At 44.3% G+C, this 23,828-nt stretch carries 18 protein-coding genes and 1 other RNA gene; 12 read left to right on the top strand and 7 right to left on the bottom strand.

Annotated elements, in window-relative coordinates; all coding sequences use genetic code 11:
- Positions 1 to 46: 46 nt before the first annotated feature.
- Complete coding sequence (gene pspF, locus HG547_RS01215; protein WP_037428146.1) at positions 47 to 1,138, bottom strand: phage shock protein operon transcriptional activator; 1,092 nt, start codon at positions 1,136 to 1,138, stop codon at positions 47 to 49.
- A gap of 177 nt (positions 1,139 to 1,315) precedes the next feature.
- Between pspF and pspA the strand changes: the two genes are divergently transcribed.
- The 8 genes from pspA (at position 1,316) to ffs (ending at position 7,815) form a co-directional block, all read left to right on the top strand.
- Positions 1,316 to 1,999 carry a phage shock protein PspA gene (pspA, locus tag HG547_RS01220; protein WP_011071928.1) on the top strand — a complete coding sequence of 228 codons (684 nt, stop codon included), beginning with the start codon at positions 1,316 to 1,318 and terminating at the stop codon, positions 1,997 to 1,999.
- 17 nt (positions 2,000 to 2,016) lie between these two features.
- Complete coding sequence (gene pspB / locus HG547_RS01225; RefSeq protein WP_086024023.1) at positions 2,017 to 2,256, top strand: envelope stress response membrane protein PspB; 240 nt, start codon at positions 2,017 to 2,019, stop codon at positions 2,254 to 2,256.
- Positions 2,243 to 2,629 (top strand): envelope stress response membrane protein PspC, encoded by a 387-nt coding sequence (gene pspC, locus HG547_RS01230; RefSeq protein WP_047539490.1) that lies wholly within the window; start codon positions 2,243 to 2,245, stop codon positions 2,627 to 2,629. Before pspB ends, pspC begins: the two co-directional genes overlap by 14 nt.
- Positions 2,630 to 2,744: 115 nt before the next feature.
- On the top strand, positions 2,745 to 4,202 hold the full coding sequence (locus HG547_RS01235; RefSeq protein ID WP_169546650.1) for a YcjX family protein: 1,458 nt from the start codon (positions 2,745 to 2,747) through the stop codon (positions 4,200 to 4,202).
- Positions 4,199 to 5,395: a TIGR01620 family protein gene (locus HG547_RS01240; RefSeq protein ID WP_169546652.1), complete on the top strand. Its 1,197-nt coding sequence runs from the start codon at positions 4,199 to 4,201 to the stop codon at positions 5,393 to 5,395. The genes HG547_RS01235 and HG547_RS01240 overlap by 4 nt, the downstream gene beginning before the upstream one ends.
- Before the next feature lie 314 nt (positions 5,396 to 5,709).
- Complete coding sequence (megL, locus tag HG547_RS01245) at positions 5,710 to 6,903, top strand: methionine gamma-lyase (protein WP_169546655.1); 1,194 nt, start codon at positions 5,710 to 5,712, stop codon at positions 6,901 to 6,903.
- Between the two features lie 214 nt (positions 6,904 to 7,117).
- On the top strand, positions 7,118 to 7,483 hold the full coding sequence (locus HG547_RS01250) for a ComEA family DNA-binding protein (RefSeq protein WP_037417240.1): 366 nt from the start codon (positions 7,118 to 7,120) through the stop codon (positions 7,481 to 7,483).
- A 234-nt stretch (positions 7,484 to 7,717) separates the two neighbouring features.
- An RNA gene (gene ffs / locus HG547_RS01255) (signal recognition particle sRNA small type) lies at positions 7,718 to 7,815 on the top strand.
- 66 nt (positions 7,816 to 7,881) lie between these two features.
- Here the strand turns inward: ffs and HG547_RS01260 are convergent.
- From HG547_RS01260 to dinG, 6 genes are read right to left on the bottom strand one after another with little or no spacing between them, the layout of a single operon-like run.
- Positions 7,882 to 8,169, bottom strand: a complete 288-nt coding sequence (locus HG547_RS01260; protein ID WP_037417243.1) for a late competence development ComFB family protein — start codon at positions 8,167 to 8,169, stop codon at positions 7,882 to 7,884.
- 33 nt (positions 8,170 to 8,202) lie between these two features.
- Positions 8,203 to 9,105, bottom strand: coding sequence for a histone deacetylase (locus HG547_RS01265; protein WP_211164505.1), 903 nt, complete (start codon positions 9,103 to 9,105; stop codon positions 8,203 to 8,205).
- 5 nt (positions 9,106 to 9,110) lie between these two features.
- Positions 9,111 to 9,803: a DUF2057 domain-containing protein gene (locus HG547_RS01270; protein WP_169546657.1), complete on the bottom strand. Its 693-nt coding sequence runs from the start codon at positions 9,801 to 9,803 to the stop codon at positions 9,111 to 9,113.
- A gap of 9 nt (positions 9,804 to 9,812) precedes the next feature.
- Positions 9,813 to 10,481, bottom strand: a complete 669-nt coding sequence (locus HG547_RS01275; RefSeq protein ID WP_170919380.1) for a primosomal replication protein — start codon at positions 10,479 to 10,481, stop codon at positions 9,813 to 9,815.
- Entirely contained in the window at positions 10,472 to 11,245 is a 774-nt protein-coding gene (locus tag HG547_RS01280) for a TSUP family transporter (protein ID WP_169546660.1), read from the bottom strand. Before HG547_RS01280 ends, HG547_RS01275 begins: the two co-directional genes overlap by 10 nt.
- Positions 11,246 to 11,254: 9 nt before the next feature.
- Entirely contained in the window at positions 11,255 to 13,327 is a 2,073-nt protein-coding gene (gene dinG / locus HG547_RS01285; protein WP_169546662.1) for an ATP-dependent DNA helicase DinG, read from the bottom strand.
- Between the two features lie 140 nt (positions 13,328 to 13,467).
- Here dinG and HG547_RS01290 point away from each other — a divergent pair, with 140 nt between their 5' ends.
- From HG547_RS01290 to HG547_RS01305, 4 genes are all read left to right on the top strand, one after another.
- Complete coding sequence (locus tag HG547_RS01290) at positions 13,468 to 15,897, top strand: DNA polymerase II (protein WP_169546811.1); 2,430 nt, start codon at positions 13,468 to 13,470, stop codon at positions 15,895 to 15,897.
- A 231-nt stretch (positions 15,898 to 16,128) separates the two neighbouring features.
- A complete protein-coding gene (locus HG547_RS01295) occupies positions 16,129 to 17,337 on the top strand; it encodes a porin (protein WP_169546664.1) in 1,209 nt (402 codons plus the stop codon).
- Between the two features lie 339 nt (positions 17,338 to 17,676).
- Complete coding sequence (locus HG547_RS01300) at positions 17,677 to 20,439, top strand: TonB-dependent receptor (RefSeq protein ID WP_169546666.1); 2,763 nt, start codon at positions 17,677 to 17,679, stop codon at positions 20,437 to 20,439.
- 482 nt (positions 20,440 to 20,921) lie between these two features.
- Positions 20,922 to 23,765, top strand: a complete 2,844-nt coding sequence (locus HG547_RS01305; RefSeq protein WP_169546668.1) for a TonB-dependent receptor — start codon at positions 20,922 to 20,924, stop codon at positions 23,763 to 23,765.
- Positions 23,766 to 23,828: the final 63 nt, after the last annotated feature.

Raw genomic sequence — 23,828 nt, forward strand, 5'->3', positions numbered from 1 at the left:
TATGAACGACTATTTTAGCAGTGCATCTCGCCCATGGGCAATCAGCTTATGCTTTATCGAGCAAATTGTATTTTTTTAGAATGCCGCGTAGCTGATGATAACTTAACCCCAAGATTTCAGCGGTCTTCTTTTGATTATATTGGCTCGCCGATAAGGCTTGCTGAATAAGCTCCATCTCATAACGCTCGGTTTGTTCTTTAAAGTCTAATGGAAAACTAAAGTCATTTAACGGCGCTTCACTAGGTGCAATTACATCAATATCGGTTTTTGCCGTAACGGTGGGAGGGCTTATGATGGTTGAGTGCGGTGTGGGCACCACCTGACGCTCAAGAGTGCGCACCCGAGTTGTCGGCCGGTACGGGGAGGCGAAAGGGTCGAGAATAATGTGCTCGATGGGACGATTTTCACCGCAATTACGGTAAACACTTCGCTCAACTACGTTTTTAAGTTCACGAATATTACCGGGCCAGTCATGACTCATGAGCTGCTCGATGGCATTTGCACTAAAGCCACTAAAGAGTTCGAGCTTGAGTTGCCGAGCCATTCCCACAGCAAAGTATTCGGCTAATGTCATGATATCTTCTGGACGACAACGTAGTGGCGGCAGTGTGATCACATCGAAGGCTAAACGATCGAGTAAGTCGGCCCGAAATTCACCGGCCTCGGCCAGTGAGGGTAAATCTTCGTTGGCGGCGCAGATAAGGCGCACATCCGCTTGAATGGTTTTACTGCCACCGACACGTTCAAATTCACCGTACTCGATAACGCGCAGTAGTTTTTCTTGAATCAATCCAGAAGTATTGGCTAACTCGTCAAGAAACAGTGTTCCACCATCAGCCCGTTCAAAACGGCCTTCGTGTTTACCTTTGGCACCAGTAAATGCACCAGATTCGTGGCCAAACAATTCACTTTCAAGCAAGTTTTCGCTCAAAGATGAACAATTTAGCTTAATAAAATTTTGATCCCAGCGCTTAGACAGATAATGTAGGCGTTCGGCAATCAGCTCTTTACCTGTGCCTCGTTCACCAATGATCAGTACAGGTTTTGATAACGGAGCGATTTGTGAGACGTGCTCTAATACTTCAAGTAGGGCGTTTGATTGACCGATTAGATTGTCTTGCTGAAATTTATTATCCACGATATTTTTTAGTCTTTAACGCTAAATTTTGGTGAAAATCATAATAAGTGGCTTGCGCTGTAAAATAAAGGAAAAGTTAAAATTTTGTTTATCTAATTGAATTTAAATAATAAATAAAAGTTGGCACAGTTAGTGTATTACCTTAAGCGAGACCAACATCAATTTGAGGATAGCATTATGGGTATTTTCTCTCGTTTCGCCGATATCATTAACTCTAATATCAGCGCATTACTCGACAAAGCCGAAGACCCTGAAAAAATGGTTCGCCTGATCATCCAAGAAATGGAAGATACACTGGTAGAAGTGCGTTCAACCTCAGCTAAGGTATTGGCTGAAAAGAAAGAATTGCATCGCCGTATCAGCCGAGTCGAGGAGCAAGTTCAGGATTGGCAGGATAAAGCGGAACTGGCACTTTCAAAGGACCGTGAAGATTTAGCCAAAGCAGCTTTAGTTGAAAAACAAAAAGCGGCGGGTTTAGTGGATACTTTAAACCAAGAGTTGGCAGTGCTGGATGAGCATATCGCTCGTTTAAAAGACGAAGTGAGCCTGCTGCAGGAAAAACTGTTAGATGCAAAAGCGCGCCAAAAGACCATTATTTTGCGCACTCAAACTGCGTCATCACGTTTAGAAGTGAAAAAGCAGTTAGACTCAAGCAAAATTGATAATGCCATGCTTAAGTTTGAGCAATATGAGCGCCGTGTTGAAGGATTAGAAGCGCAGGTTGAATCCTACGATCTTGGCAGCAAAAAAACCTTAGCTGATGAGTTTGCGGCATTAGAAGCTGAAGATTCAGTCAATGCTGAGTTGGAAGCGCTCAAGGCAAAAGTAAAAGGCAAAGCTCCCACAAAGTCAAAAGAATAACATTTTAGAGGTGAGTTATGGATATGGACATACTAATGGCTCCGATTATCATCTTTATGATAGTGGTGGCGCCTATATGGTTAGTTCTTCATTATCGCAGTAAGCGACAAGTGAGCCAGGGACTCACTGAGGAAGAGTTTTCACAGCTGAATGACTTGATTGCGAAAGCCGATAAAATGGCTGCGCGTATCGAAACCTTAGAGGCGATTCTCGATTCTGAATCGCCTGAATGGAGGGGAAAACATGAGAGGATCTAATGGTCGAACTTTGTACCGTATTCCCCAGTCAGGTAAAATCGCCGGAGTGTGTGCAGGGATTGCTGAGTACTTTGCGATTGAAACTTGGTTAGTACGCGTACTTGCTGTTTCTATCTTTCTATTAGGTGGTTCGGGTGTTGTCTTTATCATCTATGTGGCGTTATGGGTGATACTCGATATCAAACCTCAAAATAGCTCTGTTAGGGATGACATTGAAGTGAAGAAGAAGCCTTGGCAGTCGGGAGAGCCAGCTAAACAGGCGCTAAGCGATGTGAATCGTCAGTTTAGGAGTCTAGAGGTGAGATTGCAAAACCTTGAGCGCCATGTCACTTCTGATAATTTTGATTTAAAAAGACAAATCAATAGTTTGTAATCCCTCGAAAGGGCGGCCATGTCCGCCCTTGTTGTTTAATCTTTGGTTGATTCCAGTGTTATCTCCCGTTGATTCCAGTATATAGTTATCTCATTCAACATTTAGGGAAATCCTTATGGGAATGCTTGATGTATCGCTCCACAAAATCACGCAAAAGAGCCAATCCCTCCTCCATCGAACGGCCGATAGGCATTTGCGCCTTGCGGTAACAGGGTTATCGGGAGCGGGAAAAACAGCCTTTATTACAGGGTTAGTCAATCAATTACTCAATAGCGGTGCAGCATCATCTGCATCGCATTCTCGCCAACATGGTTTGCCTCTTTGGCAGGTGAGCCGTGAACAACGTCTGCTTGGGGTTAAGCGCGCGATGCAGCCAGATCTTGAAATCGCGAGTTTTGATTATCAGGGCGCTATGTTAGCGCTGACTTCGAATCCTCCGACCTGGCCGGCGTCGACTCGCACCATTTCAGAGTTGCGTCTAGCGATTAAATATCGGCCGCAAAAGGGATTACTCGCCAAGTTTGCCGATACCGCAACGCTATATTTAGATATTGTGGATTATCCAGGGGAGTGGCTTTTAGATTTACCTATGCTGCGCCAAAACTATATTGAGTGGTGTACTGCCCAGCAGCAACGGCTTGCGGTTTTAAAGAGTTCACCGTTATACGCTGGATTTGAAACGTCGTTAAATGCACTCAATTTAGCGGCGATGGCCGATGAATCGGAACTGAAACGGCTTGCCGATCAATATCAGCAGCTATTACAGGATTTAGTGCATGTGCAGGGGTATTACCAAGCGCAACCGGGGCGGATGTTATTACCCGGTGAGTGGCAAGGTGCGCCGCTGCTGGCGTTTTTCCCGCTGTTATCTGTGACTGATGCTCAGTGGAGCAACTTTAAACAAAGTGATAAACACTGTGCTTTTCATGTGCTGGAAAAGCGCTATCAAGAGTATGTCGCTAAGGTTGTTAAACCTTTTTATAAACAACATTTCGCAGGTTTTGATCGTCAGGTAGTGCTCGTTGATTGCTTCAGTGCGTTAAATCGTGGCAAATCACAATTTGAAGATATGGGCGCGGCGCTAAATGCCATTATGGAGAGTTTTCAATACGGACAATCCAGTTATTTACGTCGGCTTTTTGCGCCGCGGATTGACCGTTTGCTCTTTGCCGCCAGTAAGGTTGACCATGTCACGCGGGATCAACAAAGTCATGTGTTGTCGCTGTTAACGGATATGCTCAAGCACAGTCAGCACTTTGCTAGTTTTGATGGTTGTAAAGTCGAAACCATGGCCATTAGTGCGATTAAGGCTACGCGCCACGGTATGGTGACCACTCAAGATGGGGATGTGGAAGTCGTGCAGGGCACAGGATTGAATGGCCAAGCCCTGACACTGTTTCCCGGCGAAGTGCCCACTCGCTTACCTGAGTCCACTTTTTGGCGTGAGCAAGGCTTTAACTTTTTCGGTTTTGCACCGCCGGATAACCGTAATCTTGATCCATCTTCGGTGCATTTTGACCATATCCGTCTTGATCACCTTCTGCAGTATCTTGTAGGGGATAAACTGGCATGAGAAAAGACCCGTTACCACATTCAACTGAGTCGCAAATAAATGAGTCGGAGCAGTCTGTCGCTCCGATTACAACTCAAGCGCTTAAAAAGCAGCAAGTATTTGATGCTGAACAGGTCAAACTACAGTCTGTAACAGATGAGTTCAAAAGTGCGCAAATGTTTGCGCCACAAACCCCGATAAAGGCGATTGATGACGTTGTTGAAGAGACGTTAGCGGCCCAACCGCAGGTTTTAGATGTGACATCCATACGCCCTAAATTACATCAATCTCGCCGCTGGTCTTGGTTGGCACGCTTATCACTAATGGCATTAATACTACTCACGCTAGTGCAAACAGGCCTTGGTTTGCGGGATGCTTGGGTTGCCAGTCCTTGGCTATTTAGTTTTTATGGTGTGGTGCTTGGTTTAGTCGGGAGCTGGGCTATAGTCGGTGCTGTTAGCGAGTACCAAAAATTAAAACGCTTAAAACAGGTTGCCGATACCCAGGATACAGGTGCAAGGCTTGCCCTCAGTATGCAAATGGGTGAGGCCGATAGCTTTATCGATAATATTGTACGGCATTACCCCGATAGCCAAGGATTACAACGGCTGCGTCACTCGTTAAAAGATGAACATAACGATGCCGAAAAAGTGCTGTTATTTGAGGACTTAGTCCTAACGGAGCGGGATGAACTCGCCAAAAAAGTCGTGTGTCGATATGCGGCTGAATCAGCAGTGTTATTGGCTGCTAGCCCGCTTGCTGCATTGGATATGGCGATCATTCTTTGGCGTAATCAGCGAATGCTGCGTGATGTCGCTGCCTGTTATGGGATAGAGTTAGGCTATTGGAGCCGGATTAAACTCATTCGCAGCATAGTGATTAACATTATTTATGCGGGCACCAGTGAGTTAGTCACGGACTTAGGAACTCAATTGCTGTCGGTCGAGATGACCGGTAAATTATCCGCGCGGCTTGCCCAAGGATTAGGGGGCGGTTTGTTAACGGCGCGCCTAGGATATCAGGCCATGGCACTGTGTCGGCCTATCGGTTTTAGGGAAGGACAGCGCCCCAAATTATCGAAAGTTCATCAAGAGTTGTTGATTGAGCTTAAGCAGTTTGCTGGTAAGTTATTGACCAAAGATGGGCGTGATGCGCTTAAGAGCCAATTAGAGGCTGCTGAGCTAAAAAACAGCTCAACGGCAAAAGACAAATAACATAGCCGAATGCACAAAACCGCGAGTGCACTTTAGGCTAAATGCTAATGCGCTAATGACTCTGTCATTAGCGCATTTTTTATCGCCGATGTTCTGCCCCAAACGCCTGAATGTAACAACTTAGTTACAGTGGTTCTGTTGCTATTTTCACCGTTGCACTGGTTTCAACTGTTCAGCAGGGTATGTTAGTGCTTATTCGATAGGGCTAATGTTTTATTAACTTATCTATATGGACTAAAAACACAAGCAAATCATCATTCCTCGAACAATCAATCAAGAATCGAATGATGTAATGGCATAACAAGGAGTAAGCAATGCAAGATGAATCGAGCAAGATGTGGAAAACGGCGACCCAAGCCATCCATGCAGGACATGAGCGAGAGGCCTTCGGTTCGTTAGTCACACCACTTTATCAAACTGCAACTTTTGTATTTGAATCGGCGCAGCAAGGTGGCGAGCGTTTTGCGGGTAACGAGCCCGGTTATATTTATACCCGTCTTGGTAATCCAACTGTGGCCGAACTTGAGCGTAAAATGGCGATTTTAGAAGGGGCTGAAGCGGCGGCGGCAACAGCGTCAGGTATGGGGGCGGTTTCGGCGGCGCTGCTCGCTAATTTGCAGATGGGTGATCATTTAGTGGCTTCTAATGCGGTATATGGGTGCACTTTTGCACTTATGACCTGCCAATTTGCCCGTTTTGGCATCGAAGTCACCTTAGTCGACTTTACCGATTTAGTGGCAATTGAGCGGTCAATCAAACCGAACACTCGGGTGATTTTTTGTGAAACGCCGGTCAATCCTCATCTGCAGGTGTTTGATCTTAGAGCTATTGCCGATATTGCGAAGCGGCATCAATTAGTTAGCATTGTCGATAATACTTTTATGACGCCGCTACTGCAGCAACCGATTGCACTAGGCATTGATTTAGTGGTGCACAGCGCGACTAAATACTTAAATGGTCACGGTGATGTGATTGCGGGCGTCGTCTGTGGCAGCGAAGAGCAACTTCACAGAGTGAAGTATGAAATCCTAAAGGATATCGGTGCAGTGATTTCACCCCATGATGCTTGGCTTATTCTACGAGGCCTTAAAACCCTCGATGTGCGCTTACAGCGCCATTGCGAGAGTGCCCAGCGGGTTGCTGAGTTTTTAGAGCAACACCCTGCTGTGACGCGAGTGTACTATCCAGGGCTTAAATCCCATTCGGGTCATCAATTTATTGGTGATCAGATGCAGCGAGCAGGAGGGGTGATCGCCTTTGAATTAGCTGCGGATTTTACTCAGGCTATGGCGTTTGTTGGCAAGCTTAAATTATTTTCAATTGCGGTTAGTTTGGGTGATGCGGAATCCCTTATTCAGCATCCGGCTTCAATGACCCACTCTCCTTATTCCCCTGATGCACGGGCAGCTGCGGGCATTGGGGATAATCTGCTGAGAATTTCTGTCGGTTTGGAGGATTGTGACGATATTATTACTGATTTAAGCCAGGCATTAGCAACGATTGTTTAGCTGGTTATGGATAATTTTTATAACAAGGATGCATTAACCGCATCCTTTTTCTTCATTGTTATCTGTAAATTCATTGCTCTAAAGTTACATATTTAAGCCAGAGGTAATATTTGTACTTTGGCGTTTGGAAATTCATAAAAGCTTCGTCTATGTTTGATTGGAGGCCACGGAAGTTGGACGAAAGGCCGAATATCAAGGAGAGAGAGGAAGCATTATGAAACTAAAACCTAGTTTACCTGCGATGGTATCTGCTATTGCATTTTCTGCCCTGTTAACCTTGCCAGTAATGGCAGCTGATCCGGTAAAAGAAGCGAGTAAGGTGCAAAACCAAGCGAAAACTGAGGCCAAAAATATGGCAAGCGATGCTAAACAAGCATTGCCAGACGCAGCTCAAGTCAACATCAATACCGCTTCAACTGAACAATTACAACTGCTAAAGGGGATTGGTGCCGCTAAAGCGCAGGCAATCATCGATTATCGCACTCAAAATGGGCAATTTAAGACTATTGATGAGTTAGCAAATGTCTCAGGGATCGGTGCTAAGCTGATTGAGCAAAATCGTCATATGATTAAGCTGTAACGCCTTGGCATTGTCTTGAGTCATTTGCGTTAGCTTGACGTCTTTTAGCGAATAAAAAGCCTGCTTTGCAGGCTTTTATCATTTTCAATACTTAGGTTTGCCTATAGATTGTCCAGTTAAACCGGATATTTATCAAATGGGCGGATTAGCACTTGATCCCATAAAGGTCATAGGGGATAATCCGCGTCGTTCGGTGATGATCCTTTTGGTGACCCACTTGAAGTTATGGTGACCCTAGGGTCCCCCCGCAATGATAACTTGTGAACTCGGCCAGGCCCGGAAGGGAGCAACCGCAGCAAGCGACTCGTGTGCCGGGGTGTAGGCTCTAGGGGAACCTCCAAATTTCCCCATCCTGTTCTAAGATTCTTTATTTTAATCTGAATTCCTTATGGCGAGACTTAGCTGTTGGCTTCTTCCTGCTGCATTCTTTTTTGTAAATTCTGTTTTAAAAAGGCTCGCGATTTTTCGAGTGCAGCCTGTATTTCGCGTTTAAGTTCCTGTAATTCATCATAATCTTCAAAGAAATAAGTGTCGACTAAATGGCGGATATAACGCACGGGCAGTTGATTGAGTGTCACACAGCAGAGATCGGCTAAATAATCCTCCGGCAATTCATCCATCAGGCCTTCATCGGATAACATTTCCATTAAGAGAACTTCGTAATAGTTGCGGATTTCGAGTTGCATCGCTGTGCTCCATGATGATTTTTATTGAGTTTGTTACCACAAATGGTTGGCTGCAATAAAAAGTTGGCTATGTCTTTGGCTTAATTGTAGTTCGTCTCGGCTGTAGCCGCCGCCAATTACCGCAGCAACAGGAATATTTGCCGCTTTTGCCATGGAGAGCACAGTAACATCACGTTGATAGAGCCCTTGTTGGCTGATCTGTAAATGGCCTAAATCATCGTCCTGATGAATATCAACACCAGCGTCATACAGGATTAAATCTGGTTGATGGAGCCGAATAAGCAGCTCGAGAGTCTGTTCGACGGTTTCCTGATAGGCGCTATCATCTGCACCTTTCGTTAGTTCAATATCATAGTGTGACTGCTGTTTACGGCAGGGGAAATTCTCTTTGCAGTGGATGGAACAACTGATAATGCCTTGATGCCTATGGCTGAGGGTAGCAGTGCCGTCTCCTTGGTGCACGTCACAATCAAAAATCAATACCTTATGCAGTTGCTGCTCGGCGATAAGTTTGCGGGCGGCGATAATCAAGTCATTGAAAATACAGTAACCACTGCCAAAGTCATAGTGTGCATGGTGATAACCGCCGGTTAAGTGAAGGGCGATACCCGTTTGTAGTGCCAAGCTTGCGGTTAAACTCGTCCCCGATACCGAGTGCAAGGTTCGCTCGACCAAGGCTTGACTCCATGGAAAGCCGATGCGTCTTAAGGCCGTGTTGGCTAAGGTACCTTGAATAAATTGTTCGACATAATCTTGCTGATGCACCTGCATTACATCTTCAGCCGTCATCGGCGAGGGAGTATGAAATTGATCCGCAACAGCCAGTTGATTATCGAGAAGATACTGATAAAGACGTGCGTATTTGGTTGTGGGAAAGCGGTGATGGGCGGGTAACGCCAGCTTGGAGTAGCTGGCGTGATAAACCAATGGGATCATCTGGATTAGAGTTGTGAAATAGCCCAGCTCATAAACTCTTTACGTGTTTTCTCATCGGCTTGTAACCACCAGTATTGCAACATCTGCTGTGGATTTGCGCCAGCCGCTTTAGAAGTATCAACCGGAGCGGTTAATGAGGTTGCCTTAACTGTTGCCTGCGCCGAAGTGGGTGCTGGCGCGGCAACCACCGCTGCTGTGCCTGCTGCGCCTGTTACTGCGGCTGCTGTGCCTGACACATCTACCGCTTGGTTACCGCTAAAGAGACGAGAGACAAAGCCTTCTTCTTCAATATCGGTGTTTGCCACTTGGTAATTAACCTGACCTTTGTCGGAGCGGGTTAACACGACTTGGGGATTTTGGGCAAACACTTTAGGCTTTTTAACGACTTTGCCTTCAGCGGCTTGTAAATAGTATTGATGATCGCCATCAACCTCTAAGGTCACAATAAAAGGAGATGACTTAACAAAGGTTTGGCTGTCACTAAAATCGTCTTCCACCATTTCGTGGTAGCGAATGGCGATTTTGTGGGTGCCGGGCGCCAACTCTAAGCTGCTTTTATGGTTGAATACGCTGGACTCGACTTTTTTGCCATCGAGGGCAAGGTATTCGAAGGACATAGGGATATTCAGATCTGCGGCAAAGGCTGAGGCAGAGCCGAGTAGCATTAGCAGGCTGCTGATTGGCAAAAGTGATTTCATTGTTGCTCCTTAACGATTATGGCTCTGATGCGGACGTTCGAATGCTTGAATGCGATCTTCGATATAACTGATGGCTTGCCTGCATTTTCCCAAACGACGATGCATCAAAAGGATGTCATTTTGCAAACGGATTTTGTCAGCACTATGACAGTTTTCAAGTTTTGACTCCATTTCTGCAATTTTTTGTTCAAATTTTTTCGCCCAATTCAGATGCTTATTCAGTTCGGCATAGATTTCGTGGCTATTTTGTAACACATTGCTGGCGATCCAAGCAAACCCGCTGGCTTGATGCGATTGGTTTTGTTGCTGGGCGAAACGTGCGCGCTTACTGGCACGTTGTTGATTTTTAGACTTTATATCGATTGAGGTCGTCAGTAGCGCCCGTTTAACCGCGGTAAAGCGGTCTTGAATACGTTCACAGCTTAAGGCGATGGTTTGCGGTGCCAATTTTAGGGCGATTTGCTTCTCTAACTGACCGATACTACTTCGAATTTGTTCAATACAGGGCATCAACTGGGCGCCATTTTGAATAAACAGCGATTGGTTAAAGCGTTCAATATCTAGTAGGAGTTTGCGTTGGCTCGGTGCAAGATGACTGTCGTGTTGCAGTACTTCTTGCTCTAATGTTTTTAGCTGATTTTTCAACGTGCTGATTAGCTGCGAAGTGTTCAAAACCATGCGCTCCACGCCAGATTAGCGGCAATTGATAGGACAATTAATATAAATAAAGGTCGAATAAAAGGCATACCAAATTTTATCGCACAGCGAGCGCCGATAAAGGAGCCGAGCATCATACACAGTCCCATCCACAGGCCAATTTGCCAATGGACTTGCCCAAGAAAGCCAAAGATCGCCAGCGCCGTCAAATTGCTGGTAAAAGTCATGGCTCTAGCGAGCGCGCAACTATGCAAAAGAGGTAATTTATATAATGAACCTGAACTCACTGTCCAAAAGGCGCCAATGCCGGGACCAGCAAAACCATCGTAGATGCCTAGTAATAAACCTTGCAGGCTTTGCTTGAGCTTGGATTGGGCTTTTGTCGGCGTCTGACAATCGGTATCCGAGATGGCATTAGGGCTCAGCAAGCTGTAAATTGCAATGCCAATAATGAGCAGTGGTAAGGCTTTTTCAAGCCACTGCGCGTTTAACAAATACACCAATACGCTGCCAAGAACTGCGCCAAAAAAGGTTGCGACAAATGCCATATACCAAAAAGCGGGTTTGAGTAAGTGTTGACGGTAATAGGTAAAGGCAGCCATTGAGGAACCAAAACTGGCGGCAAATTTGTTGGTACCTAAAGCGGTGTGAGGCGAGAGACCAAGGGTTAGCAGGGCGGGAATGGAGAGCAAACCGCCACCACCAACAACGGCATCGATAAAGCCGGCAACTAAGCCTATGACAGCCAACAGGGCCCAGTTACTGGGCTCGAGTAACAACTCCAAATCTTAATCCTACTCAATGACTCGTCTAAAGGGGGGCAGTGCGTCTAGCAAGGATTTGCCGTAACGTTTGGTCACTAATCGTCTATCTAGGATAGTGACTCGGCCATAATCCTGCTCTTTACGCAGTAATCTACCACAACTTTGGATAAGCTTTCGCGATGCATCTGGAATGGTGAGTTGCAGAAACGGATTTCCACCCTTTATTTTCACATATTCAGCATGGGCTTGCTCAACGGGCGAGGTTGGCACAGCAAAGGGTAGCTTAGTGACGATGAGGTTGGTGAGGTAATCTCCGGGTAAGTCCAAGCCTTCAGAAAAACTGCCTGTGCCAAATAAGATGCTTGGCTCACCTTTATCACATTTAGCTTTGTGAGTCTCAAGCAATTGCTGGCGTGGTGCATTACCTTGGATCAGGATTTCCTGTGTGAGTTTGCCCTCGAGCAATTCGGCCACTTTTTCCATTTGCCAGTAAGAGGCAAACAGCACTAAGGTAGCCATTTCACCTTCAATTAGCTCGATAATTTGTTCGGCAAGTTCAGCAGTATAGGCATCATCCGTCGGCTCGGTTTTCATCTTAGGTAAGTACAGCGTGGCGTTATTGGGATAATCAAAGGGCGATTGCAGGGCAAGATAACGGCTGCCGTCCTTTAATGATAACCCTACCTGATGGGCAAAATGGTCAAAGTTATTCAGCGCCCGCAGCGTAGCGCTACATAGCACGACGCCAGCAGCCTTTTGCCACAGCATAGATTCGAGCATAAAACCGACTTCAATCGGCGAGGCGCTAAACAGATAATCGACCTGTTTGCCTGTAATTAACTCGATCCAACGGGCCATTGGGGCACCTTTAGTGGAATCTTCCTTGGCCATCATTTTCCAGAGCTTTTGCAGGTTTTCGAGTCGCTGCAACATAAAGCCCATTTCGGCCTGTAGCGCTTCAGCCTGGTGCTTAGGAATATCGCCATCTTTTATCGCTTCTGCGAGCAATAATTGCATCTTATTAAATTGCTTGAGAGCAAGATTGGAGGTGGTTGCGAGATTCTCGGCAGGGATTTTTAACGCATCGGGTAATTTGCCGTGTTCGAACCGATAGCGACTCTCTGGATTGGCAAACTGCTTGGTCTGGGTATCACAGAAGTGGGCGACTTGATTGAGCTGAGCAATTAAGTCACCGATATGATCCTGCATCGCCTGTGCTGGGGCGATGATGTTGTTGCTTTTTATCTGATTTTGTAATTTTGCGCTGGTCTTACCGACTTTTTCAAGCCAGTCGGCGGCGCCTCTAAGCGTTGCCTGTGCGCTAGAAAAGTCTCGGGCAACAATAGGTAAGTGGTGTGCTTCGTCAATGACGTAAAATACTTCTTCGGGATCGGGCAAAATCACCCCGCCGCCTAGCTCTAAGTCGGCAAACAGCAAACTGTGGTTGGCAATGAGCACATCCCAAGTATCCACATCCTCACGGGCCTTGTGAAACGGGCAATTACGATGGCTGGCGAGTTGCCGATGACAACTGTGTTTATCGCAGGCGATTTGTTGCCAGAGATGGTCCGGTATCGGTGTCGATAGCGTATCGATTTCACCGTTCCAGCGGCCTTCATTAAAGTCGCTGAGCAGCTCCTGCAACATGGCTATTTGGCTGTTATCAGGCTTTGTTTGCCACATGGCCATTTGGGTACTGTTATCATCGCCGATTAACATTGCAAGCTTGGATAAACAGACATAGCGCTGACGCCCTTTGACCAGACCAAAGCGAAAGTTTAGCCCTGATTGTTCGAGAAAAAACGGTAAGTCTTTGTGCAGCAACTGCTCCTGCAGCGCCACGGTTGCCGTAGCGATACAGACCTTTTTCTTACTCGCAAGCGCAAGCGGAATCGTGCCTAAAATATAAGACAATGATTTACCAATCCCCGTACCCGCTTCGACCACTATGATGCGTCTATCTTTGTCATAGTCGCCAGCCAGGGTCTTAGAGATTTCTGCTACCATAAAGTTTTGCTCGCGGCGCGGCCTAAAATTAGGCAAAGCGGTGGCAATATCTTTGTAGATAGCGCGGATCTGGTTTTTTACGTTGTCAGGTAACATGCGGCACTACTTTATCGAATTAATGCTGTACATAATAACAGTGATTGCATAGCCTAAGAAACTTTTCTGCCATTTTATGGCAATTTTATTCTGTATCCCGAGAATCAATAAGCAGCGAGAGCCTTAGAGTGAAACCGCAGTTGAATCCCCCCGAGAGTCTTGCACATGACACTGCTGCGCCTGTGAGTGTACAGGGACGCGTCCTCTCGCGCCATGCTATTACACGCGGTGCAACGCTTGTGTTGCAGTATTATCTCGCCACCGTTTCAGGCCCTGTGCTGGTTGAGTTACCTGGCTCTGAGTACATTTGTTTTTGCCATCAAAGCGATATGGCTGCATTACAGTTACAAACGCCGGGGCTGGCGCTACGCTTTGTGCCGCTTATGCTTAAAAGTTTTAAAAGACAATCCGTGGCGGCGATTTATGCCCAGTCGAGCAGTGTGTTTCGTCACTTGCAGCGGATAGCGACAGATGCGGGTATTCCCTTATTTGAGTCGGATATCCGTCCAGAGCAGCGTTTTTTAATCGAGCGTTTTGTGGCACTCGATGTGGCATTTTTAGGGTATTATGTCAGCAAAGCTGGCATAGATGGACAGTTGCCTGTGTTTAGCGCCATACGGGCCAAAGCAGTTGCGCCGCAGCCGGAAATAAAATTGCGTTCAATCTCGCTTGATTTTGAATGCAGCTTTGACGGATTACTCTATTCTGTGGCCCTTTATGGGCGCGGTGCGCAATCTCAGCCCTATGAAAAAGTCATTATGGTGGGTGAGCCGCAACCTGATGCTGCAATCTACATTGAATGGGTGAACGATGAAGCGGCGCTTATTCATCATCTCATCGCTTGGTTTACTGAGTTTGATCCCGATGTGATTATTGGTTGGTCAGTAGTGACCTTTGATCTGGCCCTGTTATATCGGCGTGCGTTACTGCACCGGATCCCGTTGCGTATCGGTCGAGGTGGCGCACTCCTTGAGTGGAAGGTTGAGAATAAATTTCGGCCAGAAACCTTAAGTTTGCCTGGGCGAGTGGTACTCGATGGTATCGATTGGTTAAAGGCGGCTTTTTATCAATTTGAACGTTTCTCTTTGGAGTTTGTCGCCCAAGCGTTACTCGGTGAAGGCAAAGCGATTCATGATGTAGAAAATCGAGCGCAAGAGATTGATGCGCTATTTACCGAAAATAAACAAGAGCTTGCTCACTATAATCTGACCGATAGTCGCTTAGTGTGGGATATTTTTGAGCATACTCAGTTGTGGGATTTTGCCCTCGCTCGCGCCGAGTTAACGGGATTAGAACTGGGGCGGGTAGGCGCCTCGGTCGCCGCATTCAACCATTTGTATCTACCGCATTTACATAGAGCGGGTTTCGTCGCGCCCGCAGAGCCTGCAAGTCAAGGGATTGAAAGCCCTGGCGGTTATGTAATGGATTCAGTCCCGGGTTTTTATCAGCATATTTTAGTGTTTGACTTTAAAAGTCTTTATCCATCGATAATTCGTACTTTTTTGATCGATCCGAAAGGGCTCATTGAAGGTCTAGATAACGAGGAACATATTTTGGACGAGTCTGAAATCGTTCCCGGTTTTTTAGGGGCTCGTTTTAGTCGGCATCAACCGATCCTGCCAAAACTTATCCAAAATCTCTCAGAACAACGCGAAAAAGCCAAGCGGGAGGCGAATGCGCCTTTATCGCAAGCGATTAAAATCATCATGAATTCGCTCTATGGGGTTTTAGGCTCCCAAGGCTGCGTGTTCCATGATGCGAAACTGGCAAGCTCCATCACCATGCGCGGTCATCAAATAATGAAACAGACTCGCGCTTGGATAGAGGAAATGGGTTATCAAGTTATTTATGGGGACACGGATTCCACCTTTGTTTATTTGGGCTCTGATCCTGATCTCAGTGATATTAATGCCTTAGGTAAGCAGATTGCCGCGCAAATCAATCAACAATGGCAGAGTAAAATCGTAAAGGAGTTTCAGCTAGAAAGCTTCCTTGAGCTACAGTTTGAGCGCCATTACGAACAGTTTTTTATGCCGACCTTGAGGGGATCGGAGGAGGGTAGTAAGAAGCGTTATGTCGGTGCTTGGCGCAATAGGAATGGAGGGCTGGAAATCACTTTTAAGGGGATGGAGCAGGTGCGAAGTGATTGGAGCCCCTTAGCGCGTAAGGTTCAAGCTGAACTTTATGAGCGAATGTTCAATCAGCGAGATATCAGCGGTTATCTCGCTGGTGTCATAAGCGAACTGCAGACAGGAAAGCGGGATGCTGAACTAGTGTTTAGTAAACGAATGCGCCGAAATCTTGAAGAGTACACCGCAAAATCTTCCCCCCATGTCAAAGTCGCACGTCAGCTATGTGAGTTAACAGGAAAGGTATCCTATGGCAAGAGAGGAGCTCAGATTAATTATGTCATCACTGTAAATGGTCCTGAACCTGTTTCACATAGATCGTCTATAATTGATTATCAATACTACATTGATAAGCAAATTAGTCCCATTGCAGAGCCTATTTTTTCAATAATGAAATTGAATTACACAGACATTGTCTCTAAACAGTTGCTGTTAATTTAATGTTTATGTTGTTTTATTTGTGTTTTATTAACGAGTGTTTATAGTGTTTTAACCTGTTTTAACCTGTTTTACAGCGGTTAATCAGTCGGTTTTTGTGATATTTATCTACAGAATGCTTAGGTTTCCCTTGGAGTGTTTATTGAAAGTTTGCTACTCTCAATGGGAAATTGTAAGGAAATATAACAACGGAATGACGTTGATAAAACATAAACGAAAAAGGTTAAGCACCAAATGAACAAAACGATAGTCGCCACTGCGTTAGCAGCACTCTTTCTTGCGCCAACTGTATCAGCAATCGAAATCTACAAAGATGACAAAAATGCAGTCGAGATAGGGGGGTTTATTGATGCGCGTGTAATCAACACTCAAGGTGAAACTGAGGTTGTAAATGGTGCTTCTCGAATTAATTTTGGTTTCAGCCGTGAGTTAACCCATGGCTGGAATGCATTTGCTAAGTTGGAATGGGGCGTTAACCCTGTTGGTAACAGCGATATTGTCTATAACAACCGCTTTGAATCCGTTCAGGATGAGTTTTTTTACAATCGGTTAGGTTACGCTGGTATCAGCCACGATAAATACGGCACGATCACTATTGGTAAACAATGGGGTGCTTGGTATGACGTGGTTTATAACACCAACTACGGTTTTGTATGGGACGGAAACGCTGCTGGTGTGTACACCTTTAATAAAGACGATGGCGCAGTAAATGGCGTAGGTCGTGGCGATAAAACGGTACAATACCGCAACTCATTTGGTGACTTCAGTTTTGCGGTACAATCTCAGTTAAAAAATAATAGCTTTTACACCTGTGATATTGAAAATATCACAGAAGAAGCCTGTGAAGCAGAATGGAATGCAGGTAAAAAAGAAGCACAACGGGTTACCTATGATTACACCTATGGTGGTTCTGTCACTTACAAAGCCACAGATAAACTTAGTCTGATGGCGGGTGTAAACCGCGGTGAGTTTGATATTGCTTACGGTAATGGTGATCAAAAAACGGCTGTTGATTTAATCTATGGTGTGGGCGCTACTTGGGGTGACTTCGACAAGAATGGTTTATATGTTGCCGCCAACGTTCATAAAGAAGAGAACCATGATACCGATAACATTGGTCGCTTGATTAAAGATGCCTATGGCGTTGAAACTTTAGTTTCATATAAGTTTGACAATGGTTTACGTCTATTTGTTTCCTATAACATTCTGGATGCTGGTAAAGACTATGTTATCCAACCAAACTTTAACGCCGATCCTAACGATGTGTTTAAGCGCCAGTTTGTAGTTGTAGGCTTACACTTTGTTTGGGACCCAAGCACAGTTCTTTATGTTGAAGCACGTAAAGACTACAGCGACTTTACCAGCGCAGATCAAGCCCAAGAAGCCAGAATGTCATTGTCAGAAGATGATGGCATCGCTATTGGTATTCGCTATACGCTCTAAGCCTCTGCTGTTTACCTAGAAAATAGATAACGAAAAACTAACAAAAATGCCAGTCAGCAATGACTGGCGTTTTTTTTTTGAAAACAGAGTTTTATTTACGGTTGTAAGCTACCTAAAAATTTATGCATCTTTCAAGCTGCCTTGTTAAACAAATTCTTAAATATTTAAATGTTGGCATCATTGTTTTTATTTGGTTTGTTTTATGTTGATTTAATGTTAACTGTATGGTTCTATTGAGTCAGCTGAGTACTCCGTAATTGTTCGAAGTGCTCCTGTATGAAGCTGCTCATAAGACCAGCACATAAATAATAAGAAACAATATGTATCGGGAGATAGACAATGCATAAGAATAACTTACTGGCCAAATCAGTGCGTTTAGCACTAATTGGTGGGATGACTGCTACGGTATTAAATGCACCTTTCACTTTTGCCGCAGAGGAAGATGGGGCAAAAGTTGAACGTATTGCAGTAACTGGTTCACGAATTAAACGTGCCGATATGGAAACTGCTAGCCCTGTGAGCGTAATTGATGCCTCGGCAATCATTTCATCTGGCGCAATTTCAGTGGATGAAGTTTTACAAAAAATGACATCAGCGGGTGGCGCAATGACCAACGCAGGTATCAACAACGGTTCGGGCGGTAATACTCGTATTAACTTAAGAGGCTTAGGTGAAAATCGCACGTTAGTTCTTGTCAATGGTCGCCGTATGATTGCATCTGGAACAGGCGCTGCTTCAAGTGTCGATCTTAACACTATCCCTGTTTCGATGATCCAACGCGTTGAAGTCCTTAAAGATGGTGCTTCTGCTATCTATGGTACTGATGCTATCGCTGGTGTGGTAAACGTTATTCTTAAGAGAGACTTTGAAGGTTTTGAAGTCAATGTTCAAACAGGGATTTCTGCTGAAGGCGATGCTGATGAGTCATCAATTGATATGACTTTGGGTAACACCTTCGATAAAGGTAATATCGTTGTTAGTGCTCAATATACTAAGCGCGGTGAAGCTAGCCAAGCTGACCGCGGTTTTTCTGACTGCCCGATAACTGAAACGAAACCAGATGCAAATGGTAATGTCAGTTTGTATTGTGGAGGTAGTGGTTACGCTCAAGGCGGTCATGTTTGGGGGGATAACAACTTTGGAATCGTTGGCACAGGTCCTGATGGTGCATATGCTATAGGTGACAAAGGGCACTATGGTGAATATGTTGATGACGGTAAAGGAAAGCCCAAATTTAAATATTTTGATGGCATGTCTGAAGCGGATTTAAGCGGCCGAGGTGGTACTTATCATGATTATGTTACTGCTAATGATGCATATAACTATGCCAAAGATAGTTATCTTTTTACGCCAATGGAGCGCTTAAACCTGACTTTAGCAGGTACATATGAGTTAACCGAAAATACTCGTTTCTTTACTGAAGCAATGTATTCCAAGCGTTGGTCAAATCAACAAATGGCACCTCAACCAATTTGGAATAATGATGCTTGGGTCTATAACCCTATTTCAGCCGGTGGCTGGATGACCGATGACTTACTTCCTTGGGTTCAACCAGGTGAAGAGTTAGCTTATGGTCGCCGTATGGTTGAATCTGGTACTCGTGATTTTGATCAAGTTGTAGATACTATTCGTATTGTTGTTGGTGTTGAAGGTGAGTTCGAAAACGGTTGGAGTTGGGATGCTTCATACAACAAGGGCCGAAATGACTCGGTCGATACACTAGCAAACTTACACAACTTAGGTTCAATTAACGCTGCTGTACTGGAAGGTACATTTGATCCGTTCCTCCAATCTTCATGGCAGGGTGAGAGCATTGCTCCGTTTATCTACACTGAAGTTAATAGTGGTGGTAGTGAGCTGGATATCATTGCAGCAACTTTATCTGGTGATATTGTTGAATTACCTGCTGGTATGATGGGATTTGCTGCTGGTTATGAAAACCGTAAAGAGGCTGCAAAGTTCACACCTGATTCTCTGACGGCACAAGGGCTCGCTAATGACCCTCGTGTGGAACCGACAAGTGGGGATTTCAGCGTAAATGAAGTTTATGCAGAATTAGCCATCCCATTACTGAGTAACATTCCTCTAGTTCAGCAATTAGATCTCAGCGCTGCAATGCGTTACTTCGACTACAGCACATTTGGTGATGATACCACTTGGAAGCTGGGGTTAACTTGGCGTGTTTTCGATGATTTAATGTTACGAGGCGGCTTATCAACGGCTTTCCGTGCTCCAACTGTCGATGAATTATATGGCGGTAAGTCTCCATCATTTGAACAAATTGTACACCCTGCAACAGAACAAGACCAAGCAGAAGTAACTGTAGGTGGTAATGCGTTACTCACACCGGAAGAAGCAGATATTACCACTGTAGGTTTAGTGTACTCTCCAAGCTTCGTAGAAGGCTTGTCTATGACAGTTGACTACTACGATATTGAGATTTCAAATACTATTACTTCTGTTGATAACAACTACATTGCAAATCAATGTATGGATGCAACTGGCAGTCTCATCAATACAGGCACTGCACTGTGCCAATCTTCACATATCCAAATTGATAACAGTGGTCGAATTAAGTTCGATAACGGATTACAAAACATTGGTGCAACTAACACTTCTGGCTACGATATCAACGTTGCTTACGCATTTTATGCTGTAGGACTTGATTGGAAAGTAGGTTGGGATTCTTCGATTTTAACTAAATATGAAGAGTTTGATCCTGATGGAGTAGCTGTTGATTACCGTGGTTATGTTACTGGTGGTGTTGGTGCTTATGCTAAACTGAAGAGTAATCTCAACCTTACTGCGACTGCCGATGACTGGAGCTTCACTTACGAGGCACGTTATATCGATGGTATGGATTCATTCGCGTGTATCGGTAAAGAGTCTAGCTGCTATGCTCCATCAGTAGGTAGTGTTGTTTATCATGACCTATCAGGTTCATATGATTTAACGAATAATATTCGTTTATCAGGTGGTATTAATAACCTCTTCGATAAAGAACCTCCTTACTACACTGGTAACAATGATTCGAACACTGACCCTTACACCTATGATGTGTTAGGCCGTTACTTCTTTGTTCGTGCAAGCATGAAGTTCTAATCGCGAGCCTTATTAAGACCCCAAGTTGGCTTGGGGTCTTATCATTAATGATGTTCCAACAATTAGCATCATATTCCACTCAGATATCTTATTTTAGCGTATTTTGCACAGTTTTTATTCTATATCTTTGTCGACTAGGTGTTGTTAAGGCTGTTTATATAGGAGTCAGATTGTTAATAACATTTTGAATTAATTGTTTTTAATTTCACCCCCCACCCCCTCATTTGCATCAATAGTTACCGAAGCTCCCACATGAAATCTGTCTAGGCAAAATATAGTTGCCATAAGTGTTGAGTTGTTATTTTTTTTGTTAAAAAAAATAATTAAATGATTTATTTGTGTTGATTAAGTGCGGCTATTGTGATTTTATTGTGCTTCATTCGATGTTGTGATTACTGATATCATCGATGTATTACACACTACCCGCGTCAAAAAGCAGAGGTAGAAAAATAAGAACACATCTGTGTCAAGGGAGATAGACAATGTATACGAATAATAAAATAGCTAATTCAATACGTATCGCACTGGTCAGTGGTGCAGCTTTAACTGTGCTAGCTGCACCAACAACATTTGCTGCTGATGAAGACGGCGCTAAAGTTGAACGTATTGAAGTAACAGGTTCTCGTATCAAACGGACAGATATGGAAACAACAGTGCCCATTACTGTTTTATCAAGAGAAGATATTGCACAAACGGGTGCGATTAACGTTGCCGATATCTTAAACTCATCGCCTGTAACTATCGCTGGTTCTGACCAATCAAATAGTGCATTCTCAACTTCTACTGTAGGTCTAAACACTACATCATTACGTAATCTTGGTGACTCAAGAACGTTGGTGCTTGTAAATGGTCGTCGATTTGTATCTGGTGTTGATCCTTCAAGTGGTTATGCTGTTGACTTGAACGCGATTCCTACATCAATGATTGAACGAATTGAAATTTTGAAGAGCGCATCTTCTGCTATATACGGTTCAGATGCTGTTGCTGGTGTTGTGAACATTATTACTCGTAAGGATTTTGAAGGCGTTGAATTAAACGCACAAACGGGTGTTTCTGGTGAAAGTGATCGCGAGACTAAAACCGTTAGTTTAACATCTGGTAAAACGTGGTCAGGCGGTAACGCTTGGATTTCGTTAGGTTATGATGATGATGCTGGTATCAAATCGACAGACCGTGATTTTTCAAAGCAAGATTTAGCAATATTCTTGGATGAAAATGGTAACGAGTATGCAGGACCTCTAAATTCATCTTTCGCGCCACAGGGACGCCTAACATGGAAAGATCAAAATAAAAAGACCAAAGCCTACAATGCAGACGGTACAGTTTATGATGGTAGTACAGATAGCTTCAATAGAGCATCATATCGTCAATTGGTTACACCTTTAGAGCGTAAATATGCTGCTGCCGGTTTAAATATGGAACTGTCTGATAATGTTTCTATGTTTACTGAAGTTAACTGGAATACGACTAAAACTAAGGACTCAACAATTGAGCCTACTCCGTTAGATGTCGTAAACGATGTGTGGTTAAAGAATCGTAATGGCACTGGTGGAATGGATGTCAATTCACCTTTAATTCCAGATGCTCTTCGTAACGCACTGATCGCAGATGGCATTACAAATTTAAACCAAACTACATTTTCGCGTCGCTTAGTTGAATTTGGACCACGTTCAACTGACTTAGAGCGTGATACTGTTCGTATTGCAACAGGTATTGACTGGGCTATTAATGATACTTGGGCATCACAAACGTATTTAACTTGGGGTCGTACTGATCAGCTACAGGATAACGGTGGCCAAGTTAATAAAGAGCGTGCGGCTTTGGCATTAGATGTCATTAAAGATGCCAATGGCAACTTGGTTTGTGCTAATGAGTTAGCTCGTTTGCAAGGTTGTGTGCCTTTAGATTTATTTGGTGCAGGCACTGTTTCTGATGCAGCAGTTAAATATATTGAATCACCAGCGAAAGCGACTGGTCAGGCCGAACAGTTTGTCTTAGGTAGCAGTATCACTGGTGCTCTACCAGTTGCCTTACCTGGTGGCGACATCGGTGTAGCAATGGGAGTTGAATATCGGGAGGAACGCGGTGTTTATAGCCCTGGTGACTTAGCTCAAACTGGCGCTTCAAGTACTAACCAATCAGATCCAACAGATGGTAAGTTATACTCAAGAGATGTTTATGTTGAGGCCATCTTACCTGTATTAGAGGATTTAGAATTCGATCTGGCAGCTCGTTTTGCTGATCACTCTGTAACCGGTGGTGACTGGACATGGAACGCTGGTTTAGAATATACACCGTTTGATTCATTCAAAGTGAGGGCTTCTGCGGCCACAGCGATTCGTACTCCAAACATTTCAGATCTATACGGTGGAAAAGGTGAAACATTTGCTACTGTTGTTGACCCTTGTAATGGTATCAATGCCACAACTACAGGTGATGTAGCCGCAAATTGCCGCTCAATTCAGGCTATTAGTGATAGAATTGCTGCTAATGGTGAGTTTGTGCTAACTCAAGCTGAACAGCAAGGTACTGGTGGTACAGTCGGCGGGAATCCAGATGTCAAAGCTGAAACAGCTGATACATGGAGTGCCGGTATTGTTTGGCAAATCGTAGATGATCTAGCATTTACTCTAGATTACTACGATATTTCTGTAAAAGATGCTATTTCGACAACAAGCCGTACAACAGTGCTTAACCGTTGCTTTGACGTTAACCCTAGCAATTTCTCTCAAAACTGTAATGGTGCAGCGATTCGTGATCAGAATGGTGCCTTAATTGACGTAAATTCTGGAACTTCAAACGAAAACAATATTGATACATCTGGTATTGATGCTGAGTTCAACTACACAACAGATATTGGTCCTGGTAGCTTCAAAGCGCAGTTAGTTTGGAACTATACAAATGAATACGTAGTAACAGGTATTCTTTCTGGTGAATCAATTGATTATGTTGGTGAAGTTCTTTACCCAGAACATAGAGCTAACTTGAATTTATCTTATGCAATTAATGAGATGAGTTTTGCATGGCGCATGCGTTATTGGGGCTCAGTTGAAGACTCTATCGATGGTAGCAACTTGAACTACACTGACGGTGAACCTTTAACTAAGTTTAACAGTATTGATGCGGTTCTTTATCATGATCTGAATGCAAGCTATACATTCACTAATGGATGGGAAGCTATGGTTGGTGTCAGAAACCTATTTGATAAGCAACCTCCGTTGTTACCACAGGGTTCTAACTCTGGTTCAACAGGTATCAACACTGCTTCTGAAGCGTATGATGTAACTGGACGTTATTTCTATGCAGGCTTGACTGCTAAGTTTTAATTAGATCCTAAGTAAAAACCGGAGCAATAGCTCTAATGCCGTTCACTTAAGAGTGAACGGCAT

The sequence above is a fragment of the Shewanella sp. DNRA4 genome (genome assembly GCF_012843185.1).
GTDB classification, from domain to species: Bacteria; Pseudomonadota; Gammaproteobacteria; order Enterobacterales; family Shewanellaceae; genus Shewanella; species Shewanella xiamenensis.

What these genes read in the sequence shown, in the direction of transcription:
- pspA (WP_011071928.1), top strand. Translation starts at nt 1,316, where the DNA reads ATGGGTATTTTCTCTCGTTTCGCCGATATCATTAACTCTAATATCAGC.
- pspB (WP_086024023.1), top strand. Translation starts at nt 2,017, where the DNA reads ATGGATATGGACATACTAATGGCTCCGATTATCATCTTTATGATAGTG.
- pspC (WP_047539490.1), top strand. Translation starts at nt 2,243, where the DNA reads ATGAGAGGATCTAATGGTCGAACTTTGTACCGTATTCCCCAGTCAGGT.
- HG547_RS01235 (WP_169546650.1), top strand. Translation starts at nt 2,745, where the DNA reads ATGGGAATGCTTGATGTATCGCTCCACAAAATCACGCAAAAGAGCCAA.
- HG547_RS01240 (WP_169546652.1), top strand. Translation starts at nt 4,199, where the DNA reads ATGAGAAAAGACCCGTTACCACATTCAACTGAGTCGCAAATAAATGAG.
- megL (WP_169546655.1), top strand. Translation starts at nt 5,710, where the DNA reads ATGCAAGATGAATCGAGCAAGATGTGGAAAACGGCGACCCAAGCCATC.
- HG547_RS01250 (WP_037417240.1), top strand. Translation starts at nt 7,118, where the DNA reads ATGAAACTAAAACCTAGTTTACCTGCGATGGTATCTGCTATTGCATTT.
- HG547_RS01260 (WP_037417243.1), bottom strand. Translation starts at nt 8,169, where the DNA reads ATGCAACTCGAAATCCGCAACTATTACGAAGTTCTCTTAATGGAAATG.
- HG547_RS01265 (WP_211164505.1), bottom strand. Translation starts at nt 9,105, where the DNA reads ATGATCCCATTGGTTTATCACGCCAGCTACTCCAAGCTGGCGTTACCC.
- HG547_RS01270 (WP_169546657.1), bottom strand. Translation starts at nt 9,803, where the DNA reads ATGAAATCACTTTTGCCAATCAGCAGCCTGCTAATGCTACTCGGCTCT.
- HG547_RS01275 (WP_170919380.1), bottom strand. Translation starts at nt 10,481, where the DNA reads ATGGTTTTGAACACTTCGCAGCTAATCAGCACGTTGAAAAATCAGCTA.
- dinG (WP_169546662.1), bottom strand. Translation starts at nt 13,327, where the DNA reads ATGTTACCTGACAACGTAAAAAACCAGATCCGCGCTATCTACAAAGAT.
- HG547_RS01295 (WP_169546664.1), top strand. Translation starts at nt 16,129, where the DNA reads ATGAACAAAACGATAGTCGCCACTGCGTTAGCAGCACTCTTTCTTGCG.
- HG547_RS01300 (WP_169546666.1), top strand. Translation starts at nt 17,677, where the DNA reads ATGCATAAGAATAACTTACTGGCCAAATCAGTGCGTTTAGCACTAATT.
- HG547_RS01305 (WP_169546668.1), top strand. Translation starts at nt 20,922, where the DNA reads ATGTATACGAATAATAAAATAGCTAATTCAATACGTATCGCACTGGTC.